This window comes from Marinobacter xestospongiae, from assembly GCF_023156385.1.
Lineage (GTDB): Bacteria > Pseudomonadota > Gammaproteobacteria > Pseudomonadales > Oleiphilaceae > Marinobacter > Marinobacter xestospongiae.
On the sequence record NZ_JAKZAK010000019.1, the window covers coordinates 1 to 22,321 of the forward strand.

The 22,321-nt window shown below is 65.2% G+C and carries 15 protein-coding genes; 6 read left to right on the forward strand and 9 right to left on the reverse strand.

From position 1 onward, the window contains the following. Positions 1-125: 125 nt before the first annotated feature. From nadN to fdhD, 3 genes are all read right to left on the reverse strand, one after another. A complete protein-coding gene (nadN, locus tag MLD24_RS14065; RefSeq protein WP_248167281.1) occupies positions 126-1,949 on the reverse strand; it encodes an NAD nucleotidase in 1,824 nt (607 codons plus the stop codon). Between the two features lie 199 nt (positions 1,950-2,148). Then, positions 2,149-4,455 carry an FdhF/YdeP family oxidoreductase gene (locus tag MLD24_RS14070; protein WP_248167283.1) on the reverse strand — a complete coding sequence of 769 codons (2,307 nt, stop codon included), beginning with the start codon at positions 4,453-4,455 and terminating at the stop codon, positions 2,149-2,151. Then, a complete protein-coding gene (fdhD, locus tag MLD24_RS14075) occupies positions 4,452-5,318 on the reverse strand; it encodes a formate dehydrogenase accessory sulfurtransferase FdhD (RefSeq protein WP_248167286.1) in 867 nt (288 codons plus the stop codon). Before fdhD ends, MLD24_RS14070 begins: the two co-directional genes overlap by 4 nt. Before the next feature lie 246 nt (positions 5,319-5,564). Here fdhD and MLD24_RS14080 point away from each other — a divergent pair, with 246 nt between their 5' ends. Continuing rightward, positions 5,565-7,139 carry a mucoidy inhibitor MuiA family protein gene (locus MLD24_RS14080; RefSeq protein ID WP_248167288.1) on the forward strand — a complete coding sequence of 525 codons (1,575 nt, stop codon included), beginning with the start codon at positions 5,565-5,567 and terminating at the stop codon, positions 7,137-7,139. 101 nt (positions 7,140-7,240) lie between these two features. Here MLD24_RS14080 and MLD24_RS14085 read toward each other — a convergent pair whose 3' ends face one another. Further along, positions 7,241-9,730 carry an ExeM/NucH family extracellular endonuclease gene (locus MLD24_RS14085; protein WP_248167291.1) on the reverse strand — a complete coding sequence of 830 codons (2,490 nt, stop codon included), beginning with the start codon at positions 9,728-9,730 and terminating at the stop codon, positions 7,241-7,243. Positions 9,731-10,102: 372 nt separating this feature from the next. Here MLD24_RS14085 and MLD24_RS14090 point away from each other — a divergent pair, with 372 nt between their 5' ends. The 5 genes from MLD24_RS14090 (at position 10,103) to MLD24_RS14110 (ending at position 15,605) form a co-directional block, all read left to right on the forward strand. After that, entirely contained in the window at positions 10,103-10,963 is an 861-nt protein-coding gene (locus MLD24_RS14090) for an Nmad3 family putative nucleotide modification protein (RefSeq protein WP_248167294.1), read from the forward strand. A gap of 108 nt (positions 10,964-11,071) precedes the next feature. Further along, positions 11,072-12,595, forward strand: coding sequence for a class I adenylate-forming enzyme family protein (locus tag MLD24_RS14095; protein ID WP_248167296.1), 1,524 nt, complete (start codon positions 11,072-11,074; stop codon positions 12,593-12,595). A gap of 240 nt (positions 12,596-12,835) precedes the next feature. Further along, on the forward strand, positions 12,836-14,170 hold the full coding sequence (locus tag MLD24_RS14100) for a sphingomyelin phosphodiesterase (RefSeq protein WP_248167298.1): 1,335 nt from the start codon (positions 12,836-12,838) through the stop codon (positions 14,168-14,170). Beyond that, a complete protein-coding gene (locus MLD24_RS14105; protein WP_248167300.1) occupies positions 14,170-15,204 on the forward strand; it encodes a lipase chaperone in 1,035 nt (344 codons plus the stop codon). Before MLD24_RS14100 ends, MLD24_RS14105 begins: the two co-directional genes overlap by 1 nt. Positions 15,205-15,362: 158 nt before the next feature. Further along, positions 15,363-15,605, forward strand: a complete 243-nt coding sequence (locus MLD24_RS14110) for an HP1242/YdcH family protein (protein ID WP_248167302.1) — start codon at positions 15,363-15,365, stop codon at positions 15,603-15,605. A gap of 23 nt (positions 15,606-15,628) precedes the next feature. On the opposite strand, the gene MLD24_RS14115 is transcribed toward MLD24_RS14110, so the two are convergent. From MLD24_RS14115 to MLD24_RS14135, 5 genes are all read right to left on the reverse strand, one after another. After that, the gene (locus MLD24_RS14115) at positions 15,629-16,630 is read right to left on the reverse strand and encodes an HD-GYP domain-containing protein (RefSeq protein ID WP_248167304.1); all 1,002 of its coding nucleotides are present in this window, start codon (positions 16,628-16,630) and stop codon (positions 15,629-15,631) included. Further along, on the reverse strand, positions 16,623-19,586 hold the full coding sequence (locus MLD24_RS14120; RefSeq protein WP_248167305.1) for an MHYT domain-containing protein: 2,964 nt from the start codon (positions 19,584-19,586) through the stop codon (positions 16,623-16,625). The genes MLD24_RS14115 and MLD24_RS14120 overlap by 8 nt, the downstream gene beginning before the upstream one ends. Positions 19,587-19,824: 238 nt before the next feature. Continuing rightward, on the reverse strand, positions 19,825-20,394 hold the full coding sequence (locus tag MLD24_RS14125; protein WP_227173471.1) for a porin family protein: 570 nt from the start codon (positions 20,392-20,394) through the stop codon (positions 19,825-19,827). 114 nt (positions 20,395-20,508) lie between these two features. Then, positions 20,509-21,210, reverse strand: a complete 702-nt coding sequence (locus tag MLD24_RS14130; RefSeq protein ID WP_227173473.1) for an NAD(P)H-dependent oxidoreductase — start codon at positions 21,208-21,210, stop codon at positions 20,509-20,511. A gap of 87 nt (positions 21,211-21,297) precedes the next feature. Next, the gene (locus MLD24_RS14135) at positions 21,298-22,197 is read right to left on the reverse strand and encodes a LysR family transcriptional regulator (protein ID WP_248167309.1); all 900 of its coding nucleotides are present in this window, start codon (positions 22,195-22,197) and stop codon (positions 21,298-21,300) included. Positions 22,198-22,321: the final 124 nt, after the last annotated feature.

The following is a 22,321-nucleotide window of genomic DNA, read 5'->3' on the forward strand; positions in this document are numbered from 1 at the left end:
GGGGCAGCCTCTGGAAAGTCGCTGGCCCAATTACAACAAACCCCCGCTACCATGGCGAGGGTTTGTCAGCAGTCTGAAACCACCGGCGTTTGCCGGTGGTTTTCAGGGTACGCCTGGCTGGGGAGTTACTGGGCCGGCGCGGTGTAGCTCTGGGTCGACATCTCGTCCAGCGCCGGACGGCTCAGGGTGCCTTTGGCCTCGACGTAGTCGACAAAGGACTGGGCGTAGTCGAGGAAGGTATCGACCGCACGACCGTCGTCGGTGACGGTGCCGAAGGTGACGTAGCCATCACGACCACCGCCGGTGAAGCTGTTGGTCACCACCTTGAGGGTGTCGCTGTCGGCCAGTGCCCGCCAGTCGCTGTCATCCCGGCCTTTCACTTCGATGTTGAACAGACGCTCGCCTGCGGCGCGGGTCATGTCGACGTCCCAGCGCAGGCCGGCGGCGTAGGGGTAGGCACCGCTGGAGCCATCCGGGGTGTGGGCAAAGTCCACCGCCTCGTTGAGCACCTGGCGGATCTCGGCGCCGGTCATGGTCAGGTCCACCAGGGTGTTGGCGAACGGCAGCAGGGTGTAGGCATCGCCAATGGTGATGCTGCCCTGGGCGATGTCGGTCCGCACGCCGCCGGCGTTCTGGATCGACACATCGGCGTCCTTGCTCAGGAACAGGAAGGCCTGGGCCACCAGGTTGGGAATGTGGCCGCCGCGGGCTGCGGTGGCTTCGTCACAGCCGGCAATCTCACTGCGACCGCCGGTGCCGGGAATGCGCTCCAGACACAGGTCTTCGGTGGCGGTGCCCACCACCTTGTTGCGGAAGGTGTCGAGCTGGGCGGTGTAGCCGGCCAGGGAGGCGGCAACGGAGGCGTCTTCGGTCACCAGGCTGAGCTGGGGATCGGCGTCGATGGCGGCAAGGATGGCCTGGCGCTCTTCGCCGGCCGGCTCGTACTCGTCCTCGTTGGCGTCTTCGCGAACGAAGCTGTCGCTCAGCAGCAGGTGCGGTACGCCCTCACAGCGGGTGACCCGGCCATCGGCGTCCCATTCCACCGCCAGTTCGCCCACCACCTGGGAGTACTGCCAGGCCTGGGCAACACAGACCCGATCGCCATCGGCGTTGGTGCGCTCGGTGGGGTAGGGGCCGGCCGCGTTGATGTCGTAGGCATCGAAGTCACCGAGCAGGGTGTGGGAGTCGCCACCGATGATCACGTCCACGCCGGACAGTGCTTCCGCCAGCGCCAGGTCGTTCTGGTACTGGTAGTGGGTCAGCAGGATGATCTTGTCGACGCCGTCGGCTTCCAGTTCGTCGATCATCGCCTGGGCGGTGGCGGTCTCATCCAGGAACTCGGTGCTGTCCAGCGGGCTGGAGCTGTTCTTGGTCTTGTTGGCGATGTCGATGCCAATGATGCCGACCTTCTCGCCATCCACTTCTTTCACCGTGTACGGCTGGATGTAGTCGTCCTGGGCGGTGGGAGCCAGCGGCGTGCCGATGGCCGGTTTGACGTTGGCGGCCAGCACCGGGGTGTTGCAGCTGCCGCTGGCGAGCTGGTCGAGGAAGTCCTTGAGGCCTTCGTCGCCGCGGTCAAATTCGTGGTTGCCCAGGGCAAAGGCATCGAAGCAGACCTGGTTCATCAGGTCAGCGTCCGCCTCACCTTCGAAGGAGGTGAAGTACAGGGTACCGGTAATGGCGTCACCGGCGTGCAGCTTGAGCACGTTGTCCAGCGCCGCTTCCCGCTCCGCCAGCTTGCTGGCGACCCGGGCAAAGCCACCGGTCTCGAACTCGGTTTCCTTGCCGGCAATCTCCAGGGTCTGGGAGCCGGCCTCGAGGTGGGAGTGGTGGTCGTTGATGTGCAGGATGTTGAGGGACAGCGCACCGTTGCGATCGTCGTCATCGCTGTCGCTACAGCCGGCCAGCACCAACGCGGGAATCAGTACCCAGGCGGATTGTCGGATCATTTCCATACTCCTGTTATTACGTCGCCAGAAAAAGAAGGGCCTCTGAGGGGCAATTACAGGAGGATCGTGGAGGGATGTGTCAGCGGCGTGATGGCGTGATGTCAGTCTGATGACGGTTGTGTGTCAGCGTCGACCTCAGCCCGGATCTGGCTGGCAGCGAACCCCCGCCGGTGCCGCGGTTGGCACCGGCGGGGCCGGGTTATGCGGAGGGAGGCGGTGTTGCCGGCAGAAACTTCACCGCGATGAACTTGGAGGTGGGCGTGAAGCTGCCCTCGCCGGTACTGTCCAGCGGCACCAGCGGGTTGGTTTCCGGGTAGTAGGCCGCCGCCTGGCCGGCGGGAATGTCGTAGGGAATCAGGCAGAAGTTGCGGATGCGGCGTTCGCGGCCATCTTCCCACAGCGAAATCACATCCACCCGGTCGCCTTCCTGATAGCCCAGCCGGGCCATGTCGTCGGCGTTGATGAAGATGACGTCGCGCTGGTTCTGCACCCCCCGGTAGCGGTCGTTGAGGCTGTAGACCGTGGTGTTGTACTGATCGTGGGAGCGCAGGGTCTGCAGCACCAGGTCCGGTTGCTGGCCGCTGTTGCGGACGCGGGCGTCGAACAGGTCAGCGGGCAGGGCGTGGGCGTGGAAGGTGGCCTTGCCGGCGGCGGTGTTCCAGCTCAGCTCACGGGCGCTGTTGCCCAGGTGGAAACCACCGGGTTCCGCCAGTCGCCGTGCCATGCCTTCAAACCCGGGAATGGTGCGCTCGATCAGCTCGCGAATCCGGCGGTAGTCCGCCGCCAGCGCATCCCAGTCCACCGGCCGGTTACCCAGGGTGGCTTTGGCCATGCCGGCGACGATCGCCGGCTCTGATTTCAGGGTGTCCGCCAGTGGCTCGAGCTGACCATAGGAGGCGTGGATCATGCTGAACGAGTCTTCCACCGTGACCGCCTGGGGAATGCCGTTCTGGCGGTCGATGTCGGTGCGGCCGAGGCAGGGCAGGATCAGCGCATCGCGGCCGGTGACCAGATGGCTGCGATTGAGCTTGGTGCTGATCTGCACGGTCAGGTCACAGCGGCGCAGGGCGTCGTGGGTCAGTTCTGAGTCCGGGGTGGCCTGGGCGAAGTTGCCGCCCAGGGCGATGAACACCCGGGCCTGGCCATCGAGCATGGCGCGGATGGCTTCCACGGTGTTGTGGCCCTGATGGCGGGGCACCTCGATGTCGAAGTTGCTGGCCAGGTTGTCCAGCAGCAGTTGCGGTGGCCGTTCGTTGATGCCCATGGTGCGGTCACCCTGAACATTGCTGTGGCCCCGCACCGGGCACAGGCCGGCACCGGGTTTGCCAATGTTGCCCCGCAGCAGTTGCAGGTTGACGAATTCCTGGATCATCGCCACCGAATGGCGGTGCTGGGTGATGCCCATGGCCCAGCAGATGATCACCCGACCGGCCCGACAGTACATCTTGGCGGCGTGTTCGATATCGATGCGGGAGAGCCCGGACTGCTGCTCGATGTCGCCCCAGTCGGTGGCGTCCACCGCGGCAACGTAGGCCTCCATGCCGTCGGTGTGGGTGGCAATGAAGTCCCGGTCCAGCAGTCCCGGCTTGCCGTTGGCGAGGGCGTCCCGGTCCCAGGCCAGCAGCGCCTTGGCGATGCCGCGGACGGCGGCCATGTCGCCACCCAGGGCCGGGCGGAAGAACGCGGTGTTGAGGGGCTCGGAGTCGTTCGCCAGCATCTCCCGCATGTCCTGCGGGTCCTGGAAGCGTTCCAGACCGCGCTCCTTGAGCGGGTTGAAGCACACCACATCGGCGCCGCGTCGGACCGCCCGGCTCAATGGTGCCAGCATGCGCGGGTGGTTGGTGCCGGGGTTCTGGCCAAAGATGAAAATGGCGTCGGCTTCCTCGAAATCCTCCAGGGTCACAGTGCCCTTGCCGATCCCGATGCTGCTGCCGAGGGCAACGCCGCTGGCCTCGTGGCACATGTTGGAACAGTCGGGGAAGTTGTTGGTGCCGTAGCTGCGGACAAACAGCTGGTACAGGAACGCAGCCTCGTTGCTGGCCCGGCCGGAAGTGTAGAACTCGGCCTGGTCCGGGCTCTCCAGCCGGTTGAGGTGCTCGGCGATGAGGGCAAAGGCCTGCTCCCAGCTCACCGGCTCATAGCGGTCACTGTCGCGGTTGTAGCGCATCGGTTCCACCAGCCGGCCCTGGTGCTCAAGCCAGTGGTCGCTCTGCTTGAGCAGCTCGCTGACCGGGTGGGCGGCGAAAAAGGCCGGGTCCACCGCACGACTGGTGGCTTCCCAGTTCACTGCCTTGGCACCGTTTTCGCAGAACTGGATACGGCCACCCTTGGGATCGTCTCCCCAGGCGCAGCCAGGGCAGTCAAAGCCGCCGTTCTGGTTGGTCTTGAGCAGGGCACGAACGTTCTTGATCGGCTGCTGGCTGTCGAGCCAGTGGCGAGTCACGCTGCGCAGGGCGCCCCAGCCACCGGCGGGACCGTCATAGGGTTTGTGATCGCGTTGGGTCATGGTCGTCTCTCTGTGTGCGTATCGTCGGTCAGGGCGTAGGGGCTGTAGACGCGCGGTTCACCCTGGCGTGACAGGTGAACCAGGTTGAGGTTGTGGCGCCGGGCCCAGTCCACCGCCAGGGTGGAGGGCGCGGAAAAGCTCACCAGGGTGCCGAGGCCGGCGCGTACGGCTTTCTGGATCAGTTCCTGGCTGCAACGGCTGGTGATCACCGCCAGGCCTCCGGGCAGAGGCCGGCGTTGGCGGGCGAGCGCGCCGATCAGCTTGTCGAGGGCGTTGTGGCGGCCGATGTCCTCGCGGCAGGCCACCGCGTGGTTGGCGGCGTCAACAAACAGCGCCGCGTGCAGGGCGCCACTGGTCTGGCCCAGGGTCTGGGCGCTGGCCATGCGATCTCGCAGCGTGAGAAAGCGATCCGCCGGCGGCAGTGGCTGTGGGGGCAGTGGTGCCAGCTCTGGCAGTGCCTGTTGCAGCGAATCGACTCCGCAGAGTCCGCAGCCGGTGGTGCCGGCGAGCTGGCGGCGATGCTGGCGCAGGGCCCACTGGGCCCGGCTGGTGACGGTGATGACCAACTCCAGGCCGTCGCCGGCAGAGCTGATCTGCAGGTCGAGAATGTCATCGACGGTATCAATGAAGCCCTGGCTGAGGCTGAAGCCCACCGCAAAGTCTTCCAGATGCACGGGGGAGAGCATCATCACCGCCTGGCTGATGCCGTTGTAGCTCACCGCCACCGCCGTTTCCTCCACCAGGGGAACCGGCCGGCTGGGGTCGGGCGAGGCACAGCCGCGGTAACTGAAGGTGCGGATGCCGTCCTGGCCCGGGTGACTACGACTGGCAACCCGGTTTTTGTTGTTGTCCGCGTCGTTCAAGGTCGTTGGTCTCTGACTGTCAGTCTGTCTGGGTGTGACCGCTGCCGGGGCGCAATGGTTCACCCCGGCTCGGTTTTGCTTGCATTCAAGCATGCCGTCTCGACCGCCAATGGAAAAGCGTGGGCCATGATTTATGTCAAGGATGGCGGGCAGTGGCGTCTGACAGGACTGTAATGCCAAGCATTGCCCGGGCGCGGTATGTTGGATGAAATCCGTCGAAGTTGTTGCATTGGGAAGGAAAAGCACATGAAAAGGAATCGACTTGTCTTGATGATGGCGGCCTGGTTGCCACTGCAGGCCCTGGCCGACGTCACGGCTGTTACCCTGTATCCGGGACAGGCATCCGTCACCCGGGAAGAGAGCGCTACCCTCAAGCCGGGCGCGGGCACCCTGGAAATCGCCGACCTGCCGGCCGGGCTGATGGAGCGTACCCTGCGGGTCTCCCTGGCGGGCACCGACGCCGCGCTGGTGCGGGATGTACGGGTGGTTCGCAAGCAGACCAGCGAAGCACAGGCCAGCAAACTCCGTGAGCTGCGGGACCAGCTGCAACAGGTCAATGACAGCATTGGGGCCCACGACGACGCCGTTCGCGCCTGGCGCTACCGTCTCGACCTGTTGGACCGCTGGACCAGCGGCGACGGCGAGGTGACCCTGCCGGACAACCTCAACACCACCGCCGACAGCGTGTTTGACCAGGCCCAGAAATCCCTCACCAACATCCGTCGCATCGAACAGGAAAAGCGCGACCTGGTCCGCGAGCAGGACCGTCTCAAGCGTGAGCTGGCGGCGCTTGGCGACCGCCCCCGGGAAGTGGCCCACCTCAGCGTCGGCTATACCGCCGACCGGGCCGCCGATGTTACCGTGAAGCTGGAATACCAGACTCGCAATGCCGGTTGGAGCAGCGCCTACGAGGCCCGTCTCGACAGCGAGGACGAACGCCTGCAACTGATTCACCAGGCGGTGGTGCACCAGAACACCGGTGAGGACTGGAACGACGTTCAGGTCAGCCTCTCCACCGGCAACCCTGCCGTCGGTGGTCGGCTGCCGGAGCCTTCACCGTGGATACTGCAGCCGCGGCCCCAGCCGCAACCGGAGATGCTGAGCAAGTCCATGGTGATGGACAGTGCGGCACCGGCCTCGGCGGAGATGGAAGCCCGTGGCTTTGCCGGCCGTCAGACGGCGGACCTGGTCAGCACCGGACTGACCCAGCAATACCAGCTGGCCGGCACCCTGAGCCTGGCCGATGGTGTGCGGGACCAGCGCCTGACGGTCAGCGAGCATGACCTGGCGGCCCGTCTCAGCCGCCGGGTGGTGCCGGCGTTGTCGAGCCTCGGCTACGTCTTTGGCGAGGCCGACTACCAGGGTGAGGCCACCCTGCCTGCGGCGGAAGTGGCGCTGTACCAGGATGGCCAGTACGTGGGTCAGCACTGGCTTGAGCAGACCGAACCCGGTCAGCCCCTGGCGATGGCTTTCGGCGTCGACGACCGGCTCTCGGTCAAAGTGGTGCGGGAGCAGGACCAGCGGGGCGAGAAGGGCATCCTCAGTGGTCGGCCCTACCTCGAGCGGATGAACCGTTTCGAGATCACCAACGCCCACGACCAGGCGGTCGACATCCGGGTGATCGACCGTTTGCCGGTGTCCCGTCATGACGACATCGAGGTGAGCTACCAGGGCATTTCCGAACCCTACCAGTCGGACATCGACGACAAACCCGGGGTGATTGCCTGGGATCGCCAGATCGGCGCCGGTGAGACCCTGACCCTGAAGGCCGGGTTTGAAGTGAAGGTGCCGGAAGGACAGGAACTGCCGTACCTGCCCTGAACCGGCTGATGACTGTCCCGTCAGCGAAGTCGCCAGACGGGACAGCAGACAATATCAATCGACAAAGAAGGCCTCCCGGTGAGGCCTTCTTTGCGTTTGGGTCAACGCTCGCGGATCACCTGCAGGATCGCCCGCAGGTCGTGGCGGTCCACCCGGCCATCGGCGTTGACGTCGTAGTGCTCAACATCCGCCCGTCCGAACAGATAGGCAAGGATGAAGCGGGCGACGTCGCGGCCGTTAACCCGGCCATCGCCGTTGAGGTCGGCCCGGTCCGCCGGCTCGTCTGCCGCCAGGGTCAGCGACACCAGCACCGGATCATGGTCGGAGGCCCGGTAGGCGTCCGGGGCGTAGTAGCTGGCCTGTTGCTGCGGCGTCTGGAACTCGGTGTTGTAGTCCAGCGCCCGCGGTTCGTCGGCATTGATATGCCAGACCGTGGCGTCGGCAATCTTCGCCTGCAGCGGGCTGTTGGCCAGAGCGTGGTCAAGGTAACCGGCCTGGCCATAGAACACGTAGGAGTAGGCCTGCTCACCGGCAAACCGCGCCACCAGGTCCTGGTAGCCATCGCCGACGAGGCTCTGGATCGGGTCTTCCTTGGCGTAGCTGTTGAGGTCGCCGATCACCAGCACGTCTTCCTCTCCGGTTCCGGTGGCGTCGTTGGCCAGCCATCCGGCCAGTGCCTCAGCGGCCTGGGTCCGCATCGGGTTCCAGCAGCCCTGGCCATCGCCCTGATCGGCGTTGGTACCGTCGGCACCGCGGCAGCCTTTGGACTTGAAGTGGTTCACCACCACGGTGACGCCGTCATCACCGGCGACTGGCACGAAGGTCTGGGCCAGGGGGCGGCGGTTGAGCTCGGCGAAGGCGCCCTCTGCAAGAGTCGCGGCGGCACCCTGGGGGGTTACCCGGTCGCTGCGGTACAGCAGACCAACGGCGATGTCGTCGTTACCCAGCTGCTCCAGCCCCGGATCGATGTAGGCCCAGCTGCCACCGAGGGCGGCGGCGAGTTCGGCAATGGCGCTGGTGTCGCCATAACCGTCGTTCTCGATTTCCATCAGACCGATAATGTCGGCATCCAGGGCGCTGATTGCGCTGACCAGCTTGGCGGTCTGGCGCTGCAGTTCCTCGGCGGTGTCGGCGCCGCGGGCGGTGGGGAAACCACCACCGAAGCCGTCACCATTGAAGAAGTTGAGCACGTTGAAGGCCGCCACCACCAGGTCGCCGCGGTCCGCCAGATCCGGGCCGGCGGGGCGGTTGTTGGCGCTGATGAAGCCGGGGGCGGAACTGGGGTGCAGTCGCCATTCGTCGTAGCGGTAGTCGAGAATGCCGGTCAGGTCGGTGACCTGGTCTCCGGCACGTACGGTCTGGGCGGCGCTCAGTTGCGGTGTCGGGTAGGGCACCAGCGCCGGGTTCTGCTGGTTGCTGCCATCGTCGAGGATCAGACGGTCGCGGGCGTTGAGTTCCGCCACCACCGCGGCGTCGTCACCGGGGGCGACGATGTTGGTGGGAATGAAGTGGCGGTCGCTGCCCAGGGTCAGGCTGCCGTAGCGGGCCAGATCGTAGGTGTCGTTGACGGTGAGCGGGCGGCTGAAGCTGACCCGCATCGACTCATAGGCCTCCGGGGCGTCCAGGGTATCCCAGGGCAGTGCCAGGGTGGCGGCGGCGGGCAGGGTGGCGCTGCCGCAGTCGGCCAGGCCGCTGAGGTCGGTCAACTCGGTGAGGCCGCCGTACTCGGTGATGGACCCGGCCACCCGCACCCGCTGGCCGACGCTCACGCTGGCATCGGGGGCGTAGACAAACAGGCCTTCGGAGCTGAGGGGGTTGTCGTCACGGTCGCTGGCTTCCTCTTCCACGAAGAATCCGCCCAGGCCGCCGTCACCATTGAACACGCCGGTCACCACGGCTTCGATCACCAGGCTGTCGCCAGCCAGCGGGCTGTCGGTGGTGGTGCCCTGAATGGCGGAGATCGGGGTGGCGTCCGCACCGCAGCTCAGGTTGGGCTGGTCCGGATCGCTGCCGTCATCGCCGCCGTCGTCGCCATCACCGTCTCCCACGCCAAGGTCGTCAAAACTGTCCTGGGGGAAGCCGGCGAAGGTTGCCGCGGGATCGTAGGCATCGAACGGGTCGGTGTCGGCGGCGCTGCCGTCGAGGCGACGCAGGGTGGCGTTCTGGGTGCGGGTCTCGCCGCTGCCCCAGGCGCTGCCGGGGTCAACGCCAACCTGGCCCAGGCTATCGGCGACCACGCCACCTTCGAGCAGGGTGATGGCGTCATCGCCATTGAACAGGCCGGCGCCGGTGGTCTGGTCGGCCACCGCCAGGATTGCCGGATCAGCAGCGCTGTGGGCAAAGACAAAGTGACCGCCGGCGGCCACTTCACCCGCCAGATCGATGGTCAGGCCGGGGGTGCTGCTGCCATTGAAGTAGACCTGCAGTTCCCAGGCGGTGAGATCCACCGGGGCGCTGCCAGTGTTGCGAAGCTCCACCGCCTTGTTGTTGCTGGAGCCTTCCACGTACTCACTGATCACCAGGCCGGCGTGGCCTGGCGTCGCCAGCATGCCGCCAATGGCGACCGCAAGCGCGGTCTGTTTAATCGTCATGGTTCTTTCCCTGATTTGTTGACATGAGGTTGACTGGGTGACCCCCAGACGGGGCACCAGTGTGGAAAAGAACTATGACGGGGGAATGTTCATTTTATGACGCTGGCAGCCTACTGCCACGTTTGCGAAAGCTAACTTGCTGACAGGCATAAAAAAGCCCCCGCACGTGGGCGTGGGGGGCAATGGCAACAAAGAATGGAGATAACCAATTGGCAGGAGCTTTGAGGGGCAAAAATTAAAAGAGTTCACTTTCTGATCAACGAATTTTGCCCGCTGGCCGGGGGGAGGGCGTGTGGGTTGAAGATGGTTCGGGTTGAGGGCCGTCCGGGCTTTGCGAGAACATAGCGCCGAACTCATTACCCTGACCGTCCCATGCGCCTGATCCTCAGCCGTAAAGGCTTCGATTCCTCCGCCGGTGGCTGCCCCAGCCCCTGGTTTGCCGATGGCCGCGCCTATGCCCTGCCAATTCCCGATGCCCGCTCCCGCCTGCGCTATCGCGATATTGAACATCAGGGCGTCAACGTTGGCGACCTGGTGGCGGGGCTGACCGGTGATCCTGGCCGTCGGGATGCCGGCGCCCACCTGGACCCGGATCTGATCGCCGATGATTACCCGCGCCAGCAGGGCTGGCGGCCACTGCTGGGCCAGACCGGTACCGCCCAGAGCCACCTGCGCAACCAGGGCGTGGGGGAGGGTGACCTGTTTCTGTTCTTTGGCCTGTTCCGGGCGGCGGAGCAAAGCACTGATGGCTGGCGCTTTGTCCGTGGCGCCAAGCCGTTCCATGGGCTTTGGGGCTGGCTGCAGATTGGCGCGGTGGTCAGCGTCGATGAGCTGGCGCCGGATGCCTGGCCCTGGGCGCGCTATCACCCCCACCTGCAACAGGCCACGGATCGCAACAACACCCTTTACCTGGCCGCCGAGCGCCTGCGGTTGCCGGGGCTGGACACTGACATCGCCGGCGCCGGCACCTTTGCGCGGCTGCAACCACAGCATCGGCTGACCGCTCCCCAGGCGCCGTCCCCAACCCACTGGCGGTTGCCCCGGGCGTTCTTCCCGGGCCCTGAGCAGACGCCGCTGAGCTATCACTACAACCGGGACCGCTGGCACCTGGCCGACGACCACTGTGACCTCCGCTGCGCCGCCCGTGGCCAGGAGTTTGTGCTGGACACGACGGCCTATCCCGGGGTGCAGGCCTGGCTTGCCGAGCTGTTGACCAGAGGCAGCACTGATTGACTGGAAAACTGAACCATGATTCACTTCATTCAATAAAGTGAATCCGGGTTCATGGCTTGCTGTGCCCGGAGGCTCCAAAACAACAACCGCATCAGCGAGGAGACCCCCATGAGCCAGCACCTTGGCGACCTGCTTGCCTCCCGGGCCGCACTGACCCCGGACCATGTTGCCGCCATTGGCGATCAGCAGCGTTACTGCTTCCGGGAACTGGATACCCGTGCCAGCCAGTGGGCGGGCTACCTTCACCAGCAGGGACTGAAGCCCGGGGACCGCATCGCGATTCTCTGCAAGAACAGCGAACAGGTGGCAATGGCCCTGTTCGGCGCCAGTCGGGCCGGGGTGGTGGTGGCGCTGTTGAACTGGCGGCTGCAGCCCCAGGAGCTGGCCTACATTCTCAACGACTGCGGCGCGGACACCCTGGTCTATGACCGGGAGTTTGCTGACATGGTCACCGCCCTGGCGCCGCAGGTGGGGCTGTCGCGGCAGCTGGTGGTGGATCGCCAGCGCGATGATGATGACTTTGAGCAGGCCCTTGCCAGCGCCGGTGGAGAACTGCCCGGGCACGACCCTGACCCCGACCAGGTGGCGGTCCTGATGTACACCTCCGGCACCACCGGACGGCCCAAGGGGGTGATGCTCACCCATCGCAATCTGTACGCGGCGGCGGAGAACTGCTGCTTCACCATCGGCTGGCCGTTCCAGGCCCGCTACCTCACGGTCACCCCGATGTTCCACATCGCCGGCCTGATGCCGGTGTTTGCCAACGTGCTAACCGGCAGTGCCACGGTCTACCTGGCGGATTTCCACCCGGTCACGGTGTGGGAAATTCTGGAGCAGGAACGCATTACCCACTTTCTGGCGGTGCCGCAGATGCTGGAAATGATGCTGCAGGCACCGGGTATCGGCGAGCGCGACCTCAGCTCGCTGCGCTTCGCGGTGTCCGGGGCGTCGGCGGTGCCGTCAGCACTGATCGCCCGCTACGCCGAACTGGGCATCTCGATCTACCAGGTTTACGGTGCCACCGAAGTGGCCGGTTCCGCCAGCTTCTGGATGCCGGCCATGGGTATGGACGTGGTGGCCAGCGTCGGGCCTGGGGTGATGGCCGGCAGCCTCAAGATTGTCGATCCGGACACCGGCGCAGCGCGGCCAGCGGGGCAGGTGGGGGAGATCTGCTTCGGCGGTCCCCAGGTCTTTGCCGGTTACTGGAACAACCCGGACGCCAGCCGCACGGCCATCGTGGACGGCTACTACCACACCGGTGACCTCGGCTACCTGGACGACCGCGGCTTTCTGTATGTGGTCGACCGGCTCAAGGACATGATCATAAGTGGTGGTGAGAACATCTACCCGGCGGAACTGGAAGCGGCGCTGATCCAGCATCCGGAGATCGTCGAGGTGGCGGTGGTGGGCCGTGCCGACGAGCGATGGGGGGAGGTGCCGGTGGCCTTTGTGGTACGCCTGCCGGGCAGCCAACTGGATGAGACGGCGGTGATCGAGCATTGCCGGAGCCAACTGGCGGCCTTCAAGAGCGTCAAGGCGGTGGTGTTTGCCGACTCGCTGCCCCGCAATGCGTCGTCCAAGCTGCTGAAGCACCAGCTTAAAGCCCAGCTGGAAACGGCTGAACCCGCCTGAGGGGAAGCGCCCGGGTTGGCATTGGGGGCCATTGGCCGCTTCGGACATCCGCCGGATAACGGGATGAGACCTGGTTCAGATTTTCGGCAACCGCTATGGGTTGTCGCGTTTGGCGTCATGATCGTTTAATAAAACCGCAACCTGAGGGCGGTACGTTTTTCTGGTCTAGACCAGATTGGCGGACCGCCGTCATTGCGTCAGACAACGATAACAACATTGCCGACCAAACAGGGGAACCCCATGTCTCATCCCTCTCTCCGCCCATCGCCCTGGCGATGGCTGGCGCTGGCCGCCCTGGCACTGACCGGGAGCGTCCAGGCCGACAGCTACCTCTACATCACCAACTCCACCAACGAAACCGTCCAGGTCCGGGTCAATCACTACGGTGATGACACCCTGGCCGAAGGCAGTGAGTGGCGTCAGGAAGCCCAGGAAATCGCGCCTTACGCCACCGCCCGGGTGCTGGCGTTCAACCGTTATGAAGGCCTGAAGAGCGGCAAGACCTACCGCTTCGATACCCAGTTGATTGGCGCCGACTCGGTGGTAACACTGGAACAGAAGATGCGCGGTACCTGGTACGGCAGCACCATCGAGCACAGTGCCCAGGGCAGTGATTTCAACGCCCCATGGCAGGCGGACCGCAGCATCCACCGTTACGATACCCAATACGATGGCCTGCCCAGCCGGCTGGGCTTCAAGGCCAAGTTCACCGGTGGTTACGACGACTTCTACTACACCGTGCGCAATCAGAACCTGGCGGAGCCGCGTTCCGGTGAGGATGCCCTCAAGGTGCTGAGTTACAACATCTGGGCGTTGCCGCTGCTGGCCTCTAACATTGGCGACCGGTTGCAGGAAATGCCAGCGGTACTGCAGGGATACGATGTCCTGCTGTTACAGGAGGCGTTCGATGCCGCCAGCCATGACCTGCTCGATGCCCTGGCCAGTGAGTACCCCTACCAGACCGAGATCCTCGACAAGCCCGGCTTCAATATCCATAACGGTGGGGTGGTGATTGTCAGCCGCTTCCCCATTGCCGCGACCGACTACCTGGTGTTTGATGACTGCACCGGCACCGACTGCTTTGCCGACAAGGGGGTGGTCTACGCCGAGGTAATCCGTGACGGCAAGGCCTATCACGTCACCGCCACCCACACCGCGTCGTTCGACAGCGATGAGGCCCGGGCACTGCGGCAACAGCAGTTCCGCCAGATCCGCGCGCTAGTGGACGACAAGCAGGTACCCGCCTTCGACGCGGTGATGATGGGCGGTGACTTCAACGTCAACAAGCTCAAGTTCCCCGGTGACTACCAGCAGATGCAGGCCAACCTCAAGGCCACGGCGCCGCCGTCCACCGGCTACAGCCGTTCCACCTATGATCCGACGGTGAACCAGAACGCTGAGGGGGCACTGTCCCTGGGGGTGGAATACCTGGATTACGTGGTGGTCAGCAACACCCATCGCCAGCCGCTGAGTGCCCGCAATGACGTCCGGGTGCCACGGTCGGATTCGGCGGATCTGTGGGGTGTGTGGGACCTGTCGGACCACTTTCCGGTCCTGGGCGACTTTCAGTTCTGATGCGCCGCTGGTATCTGGTCACCGGGGTCTGCGCCAGCCTGGGGCTGGGCTGGTGGGCGCTGTCCGGGGCTGAATCGGCCGTTGCCGACGCCGGCGCCACGGTCGCGCCGGTAACGGCTGGTGCCGCTGCCGTGGCGCCGGCACAAACCGCGCCCGCGGTAGCGGCGGCGGAACAGCCGGTGGTCGCCCGTGCCGGTGAGGACGAAGCGGCCGCCAGCCAACGGCTGCGCCGACAGCAGGACCGGGCCTACTGGCATCAGCGGCTGGACGGCTACCGTCAGCCCGGAGGCAACCTGCAGCAGTTCTTCGCCGAGCTGCTGGCCCAGTGTGGTGGTGAGCCGGACCTGTGCCAGGCCTTGCTGGAACAGCGGCTGGCGGAGTACCCGAACCAGGCCTTCGCCGACCGTCTGCGCCGTATCCTGGCGCGCCAGCCGGCCTACCAGCAGACCATGCAGTCGCTGGTGATGTCCACCGAGGTGCCGGCGCAAACCCGATACCAGCGCATTGATGCCTTGCGGGAGCAACACTTCGGGGCCCAGGACGCGGAGCTGCTGTATGGCCAGGAGCGGGCCTGGGCGGACTACCAGTTCGGTTTCCAGACGTTACTGGCGGAAGCGCCCTACCTGTCGCCGGCTCAGCGTCTGCAACAACTGCAGGCCCTGCGCCAGCGCAGCTGGCAGGATTACCCCCAGGCGCTGGCGCAACGTGAGGGTGACCAGGCCCGGTACCGGCGGGAGCGCGACCTGCTGCTGGCCGGGGTGGATGATCCGGACGAGCGTCAGGCGCTGGTGGCCGGCCTGCGGGAGCAGCATTTCGGTGCCGAGCGTGCCCGGCGGATGGCGGCCCGCGACCACCAGCTGGCGCAGCAACAGGCGCAGCAACAGCATTACCAGCAGGCGCGGGAGGCGTTGACGAGGGAGATGACCGCACTCAGGGGGCAGATGTCCGACAGCGTCTGGCAACAGCAGTACCAGCAGCGGCTGCAACAGTTGCGGGAGGAGGCGTTTGCGGAGCCTGATGGCGGGACACCCTAGCGGGCAGGGGCGTGAGGCTGTGATGTGGCTCAGGATCGACTATCTTTGTCTGTAGGGCAGGGAAGCTGGCCCGGTAGCTGTGCGGCCATCCGCCAACCCCGGTCGCGTCCCTGAAAGTCACGTCCTTGAAAGTCACCCTCGACAGGAGTATCCCGCACATGTCCATCAGTGATCACGCCCTGGATATCGACTTTCCCCAGTTCAAGTCCCGCATCCTCGATTTGCGCAAGAATGACCCGGCCTTCCGCCAGCTCAGTGACGACTACGACCGCCTCGACAAGAAAATCCGTGGCCTGGAAGTGCGCGAGGTGCCCACCGACGACCAGCATTTCAGTACCCTGAAGATGGAGCGCGCCAGCCTCAAGGACCGGCTCTACCAACAGCTCGCCAAGGGAGCCTGATCACCACCGCCGTAGCCTGGACACTAAGCGTCGGCTGCGGCGGATTCCTCCTGAAATTGCGCCCGCGCCTGCAGGATCTGTGGCAGGCAGCGGAAGAACACCTCCACCAGCTCCGGATCGAAGTGCCGGCCGTTTTCCTCTCGGATCAGTGCGCTGGCATCGTCGATGCTCCAGGCCTTCTTGTAGGGGCGCTCGCTGGTGAGAGCATCGAACACATCGGCCAGCGCCACGATGCGGGCCTCGGTGGGGATGTCGGTGCCGCTGAGGCCGTAAGGGTAGCCGCTGCCATCCCATTTCTCATGGTGGTAGAGGGCAATGTCCCGGGCCATCCGCAGCAGCCGTGAACCGTCCTCGCCAATGATGCGGGCGCCGATCTCGGCGTGCTGGCGCATGATCTGCCACTCGTCCTGGTCCAGCCGGCCCGGCTTCAGCAACACCGCATCGGGAATGCCGATCTTGCCAATGTCGTGCATGGGGGCGGCGTTCAGCAGATCGTCGGCGTAGTCTTCGCTGAATCCGGCCTCGCGGGCAATCAGTTGGGAGAACAGGCTCATGCGGATGACGTGGAGGCCGGTTTCGTTGTCCTTGAATTCGGCGGCCCGGCCCAGGCGCTGGACGATCGACAGCCGGGTCTGGTGCAGTTCTTCCATCCGCACCAGCGACAGGTGGTTGCGCACCCGCGCCTGCACGATGGCCGGACTCACCGGTTTGGTGAGGTAATCCACCGCACCCAGTTCAAAACCCAGAGCTTCGTCCTCCACATCCGACAGCGCGGTCACAAAGATCACCGGGATGGCAGCGGTGGCGGCCTCGGCCTTGAGCCGGCGACAGACGTCGTGGCCCGACAGCCCGGGCATCATCACGTCCAGCAGCACCAGGTCCGGGGCCTCGCTGGCGGCCAGTTGCAGCGCGCGTTCGCCATCGCGGGCGAACAGCAGGCGATAGTCGGCGGCGAGGATGTTCTTCAGTACCTGCAGGTTGGTGGGCTCGTCGTCCACCACCAGTAGCGTCTTGCGATCAGTCATCGTCGGTCAGGGCTCCGAGCCGGGTGGTCAGGTGCGTTGCCAGAATCTCAGCGGCGGTGTCGGGTTCAAAGCCATCGATGGCTTCCTCCAGCGCAGCTGCCACCTCGGCGGGCAGTTGCGGAAGCAGTTGTTGCAGGCTGTGTTCCGGCAGCTCGCCCTGGTTCAGCTGGCGAATCAGCGGGCGCAGGGCGTCGATGTCCAGGTCCGGGCCAGTCTGGTCAACGGACGCGGTTGCTTCCGGTTCGGCCGGCGCGCTGTCCGCCACTGCCGCCTGTAATACGTCAAGGTGTTCGGAATAGCCCACCGGGTCGACGCTGCGGTGCTGGCGCCGATCGTTTTCGGCCCGGGTCAGCCAGCCCGCCAGTGCCGGCAGGCAGAGATTGCCGGCCAGGCCCTTGAGGCGATGCAGGGTGGCCAGGCCGTCGTCGGTATCCTCGGCGCGGTCGCCGGGTTGCGCAAGTGCCGCGGCCAGGGCCGCAGGCTGGTTGTCGGCATCCGCCAGGAAACGCACCAGGGCCTGATGGTGCCTGGCGTGGCTGCCCCACAGTTGGCGGCCCCGATGGTGGTCAATGACCGCCGTGGAGGCCGCGCCCGGGGTGGCCTCCGGTGCTGGCGTGGTGCCGCTGTCGAGCGCCAGCACTCGGGCAATCTCCCGGGTCAGCGCGGCCCGTTCCAGTGGCTTGCTGGCGAAGCCGTCCATGCCCGCCTCCCGCGCCAGTTGACGGTCCTGTTCCAGCACACCGGCGGTGAGTGCCAGGATCGGCAGGTGAGGGTGACCACCACGGCGCTCCCAGTCGCGGATACGGCGGCAGGCCTGGTGGCCGTCCATCACCGGCATCTGGACATCCAGCAGCGCCAGGTCGAAGGTGCCGCTCTGGGCTTCGGCTACCGCGTCGACGCCGTTGGCCACGGTGACGACGGTGTGGCCCTGGGGTTCAAACAGCGCTTCCAGCAGGGCGAGGTTCTGGGCCACATCGTCGGCCGCCAGAATACGCAGCGGCGGCAGGGTGACGGCGTCCGGCTCGGCCTCGGAACTATCCGGAGAGCGGTCCGGGTGCTGACCAGGGGGCAGCGGCAGTTCCACGGTGAAGCATGATCCCACCCCGACCTTGCTGGAGACGTGGATGTCGCCATCCATCAGCTCCACCAGCTGGCGGGCGATGGTGGTGCCAAGACCGGTGCCGCCAAACCGGCGGGTCATGCTGGAGTCGGCCTGGGAGAAGGGTTCGAAAATGGTGTCCAGGCGGTCCGGCGGAATGCCGATGCCGGTGTCCGCCACGGTCAGGATCACGCCCTTGCCGTTGGTGCCGGGGGCCACGGTTACGGTGACCCTGCCCTGTTCGGTGAACTTGACCGCGTTGCTCACCAGATTCAGTACCACCTGCTGTATCCGCAGGGCGTCGCCACGAAAGTCCTCCGCCAGCCCGCTGCGGTAATCGAGCACCAGGTCGATGCCCTTCTTGTCGGCGGCCAGCTTCTGGGTGGCGATCAGCTGCTCGCAGGTCTGACGCAGGGAAAAGTCGCGGATCTCCAGTTCGGTGGAACCTGACTCGAACTTGGCGGTGTCGAGGATGTCGTTGAGCAGAGCCAGCAGCGAGCGGGCGGAGTTGCGCACCACTTTCAGATTCTTTGCCTGGTTGGTGTCGAGCGGGGTCTCCTGCAGCAGGTCGGTGAAGCCAATGATGGCGTTCATCGGGGTGCGGATTTCGTGGCTCATGTTGGCCAGGAACGCGCTGCGGGCCTCGGCAGCCTGTTCCGCCTGCTCCTTGGCCCGGCGCAGGTCGGTCTCCATGCGGTAGCGCTCGGTGATGTCGGTGAGGAAACCGACAAAGGTGCTGATGCCCCCGAGTCGGGATTCACCGATCGCCAGGCGGATAGGCACCTCGTGGCCGTCTTTGTGGCGGGCGAACACTTCCCGCCCGGAGCCGATGATGCGGGCCTGGCCGGTGCGCAGGTACTGCTTGAGGTAGCCGTCGTGGGCCTCGCGGTGGGGCGACGGCATCAGCATGCTGACGTTCTTGCCCAGCACCTCCACCTCGCGGTAGCCCAGGATGCGTTCGGCGGAGTGGTTGAAGGACAGGATGATGCCGCGGTCGGAGATCTTGATGATGCCGTCCACCGCGGTGTCGAACATCGCCCGCAGCTCGCTGGCGGATTCCTCGCTGCGTTTGAGCAGGGCGCGGTAGCGCACCAGCGCGTTGAGTCCGGCGATCAGCATGCTCAGCAGTACGGTGACGGCACCGATGGTGACCGCCAGGGTGTAGTGGTTGTGGCTGCCAGCGATGTGATCCGGGTCGGCCTCACCGACAAACCGCGCCGCTTCCATGGCGGTGTAATGCATGCCGGCGATCGCCAGCCCCATCACCACCCCGGCGATCAGGCGAATGGTGTTGCCCGGCAGTGCCAGGCGCTTGCGCAGGCCGAAGCTGATCCACAGCGCCAGGGTTGCAAGGCCGGCGGCCACCACAATAGACAGCGCAAACAGCCAGGGGTCGTAGCGCAGCGTCGGGCCCAGGGTCATGGCGGCCATCCCCAGGTAGTGCATGGTGCCGATGCCCAGGCCCACCGCCAGACCGCCAGCCAACAGCCGTTGCCAGCTGAAGCTGTGGCGGGCCAGCATGGTGAGGGTGACCCAGGAGGCCAGCACCCCGGGTACCGCCGATAGCAGGGTGAGCCCCGGGGTGTAACTGACCGGGGTGCACAATTCGAAGGCCAGCATGCCAATGAAGTGCATGGACCAGATGCCAGCGCCGAGGGAACCGGCGCCGGTCAACAGGTGCAGCCGCTCCATCCTCCGAGACGTGCTGCGTTTGGCGGCCGCGGCCAGGGTCAGAGCCATATAGGCGGAGCTGACGGCGATCAGCAACGACAGCGTGACCAGCCAGCCGTCGTAGTCGCCAATCAACAGCATGGAAGGGTCCAGGTCGCTGACCAGGAAATAGTCTGAAATGGTCACAGCTAGCGAATCCAGTACCGGTGTGCAGCACCCCCAGAACAGCGCGGGGCATGCCGGTGGGGAATTTGGATTCAGAGTATGTCAGATACTTGCAGGCGGCAATCAGTGCCTACCGAAGGGTTGTTGGACACAACCAGATGGGACACCGGGAAGACGGGGCGAGGATAAAGCGCCGGGTCTGGCAGGAAGACGCAAGCGCCAGCCCGGCGGTAGTGATCGCAAATCGGTCCGAGGCTCCCTAGAACTGGAAGCGCATGCCCACACGGGCGGTGTCAAAGTCCGGCCCGTCGTTGGTGACCTGGCCGTTGAAGTCTTCCTCGTCGATCTCGACGTTATAGCGGTTGTACTCGGCAAAGGCTGTTAACTGGTCGCTGATGCGGAAGTCGGCGCCGGCGCCGACAAAGGGGCTGAGTTCATCGTAGGTTTCGGACTGCTCGAAGGCCTCCACGTCCAGGGAGTAGGCAAACACCCCGGCGCGGCCGTAGATGCCGAACGTCTCGGTCAGCGGCAGGCGGGCGCGGGCGGCAATGCCTAGGCCCTTGAGGTCGCCGTTGACCTCGTCATCCTCGCCGAACTCGCTGAAATCCAGATACTCCGCTTCGGCGGCAAACCAGTCGTTGAACTGGTAGCCGAGGGTGCCGGCGAAGAAGTCGTTGTTGTCCTCGAACTCGCCGCCGTGGGCCTTGAACCAGCCGTAGCTGCCGCCGAGGTAGAGCCCGGAATCGTTGCGCTTGTCCGCCAGCGCGGGCGCACTCGCCACCGAGGCGGACAGGATGGTGGCACACATCAGATGGGTACGGGTTTTCATGGTGAAATCTCCCTTACTCTGGTCAGGCTTGCGGGCCGTTGATCGACCCGATTGCCTGATACGGTAACGGATTCCCCGCCGCGGGCGGGTTACATCACCACTAACGTGTTGTCATCAAACGGAAAGGCGGTCGTCCAGGTCGATCCGGAAGCGCTCCTGGGGCCAGCGCACCTTGGCCTGCCCCGCCAGGTAATCTGCCTCCGGGTCGCGGTAGCCGACGGTCATCACCACCACGCTGCGCAGGCCTCGCCCGGACAGCCCCAGGGCCTGGTCGAGGGCGGCGGGATCAAAGCCCTCCATGGGGGTGGCGTCGACCCTGGCCATCGCCGCGGCCGTCAATGCCAGCCCCAGGCCCAGGTAGGCCTGCCGGGCGGCCCACTGATGCCTGGCCTGGTCGTTGTCGAAACCATTAACGGTGTCTTTGATCATCTGGCTGTAGTCGTCCAGATCGGAGACCGGAATCTGACGGGTGTCGGCGGTGAGCTGGATCAGCTCGTCCACCTGACGATCCCCCACCTGGTCCCAGATGGCAAACACCAGCAGGTGGGAGCCTTCGGTGACCTGTGGCTGCGGGATGGCCTGCTGGTGCAGTTGTGACCGCAGTTCCGGGTCCGACACCACCAGTACCGAGTAGGGTTGCAGGCCAAAGGATGAGGGCGCCAGGTGGGCGGCATCGACGATGGTGTCGATGACGTCATCGGCAACCTGGCGATGGTTCATCCGTTTGGCGGCGTAGCGCCAGTTGAGGGCGCTGATCAGGGTGTTGCGGGCGTCCGCGGTACTGGCCAGGGTGGCTGGACGGATATCGGTGGTCATGGGTTCGCTCCTGCGCTGTGTGATCGATGGGGCACAGCTTGTCGCGAACCCGGCCGGCGATGTACCCCGGTTCTGGAAAAACGGTTTTTACGGAGCGGCAACGGTGGCTGCAAGCTCGGTCTTGAGAAAATCGATGAACAGCCGTACCCGCTGGGGCAGGTGGCGACGGTCGGGATAGACCGCATAAATGGTGCGGGAGACCGGTTCCGGCTGCAGATCCAGCGCCACCAGCTCGCCACTGGCCAGCTGTTGGCTGACGTAGCCCCGGGGTACCAGCACAATGCCCAGACCGTGGCAGGCCGCTTCCACCAGCATCAGCGAGTTGTCGGAGACCAGCGGGCCGCTGACCGCCACGGTTTGTGCGGTTTCACCTTCACCAAACTGCCAGTGCTGGCTGTCCTGACTGAGGCTGAAAATCAGGCAGCGATGCTGGCCAAGCTCCTCCAGAGTGGTGGGTGTTCCGTGGCGGGCCAGGTAATCCGGGGCAGCGACCAGGCAGCGCGGCATGGTGCCGACGGCGATAGCGACCAGCGCGGAATCGTCCAGGCTGGCGGTGGCGCGGATCGCCAGGTCCACCCCTTCGCTGATCAGGTCGGTCATGGCGTCGCTCTGGCGCAGACGAACCACCAGCTCCGGATGGGCTTGCTGGAATCGAAACAGCACCGGCGCCAGGATGGTCAGCGACATCGACACCGGGCACGCCACCACCAGCTGGCCGCCGGCGCGGTCGTCCTGGCGCAGGTCGTCCATGACCCGGGCGGTGTTGCTGAGCACGCCTACGCAGTAGTCATAGAACGACTGGCCTTCCTCAGTAATGCTGATGGTGCGGGTGTTGCGGTTGACCAGGCGGGCGCCGGTCCAGTCCTCCAGGAACCTGACGTATTTGGAGATGACCGCGTTGGAACAGCCAAATTCCTCGGCCACAGCGGTGAACGAGCCGAGTTCAACAATGCGCTTGTAGTATTCCAGGCCTTTGAGGCGATCCATGGTGATTCCTGGCAGTGGGGCGAAGGCCTGAGTTTCTCACAGATAAAAACTGTTTTTCCAAACTGCGGGGCGATAACCGCACCTGCGGACAGGACAATGGCGCCATCATTCATTACTCAAGGAG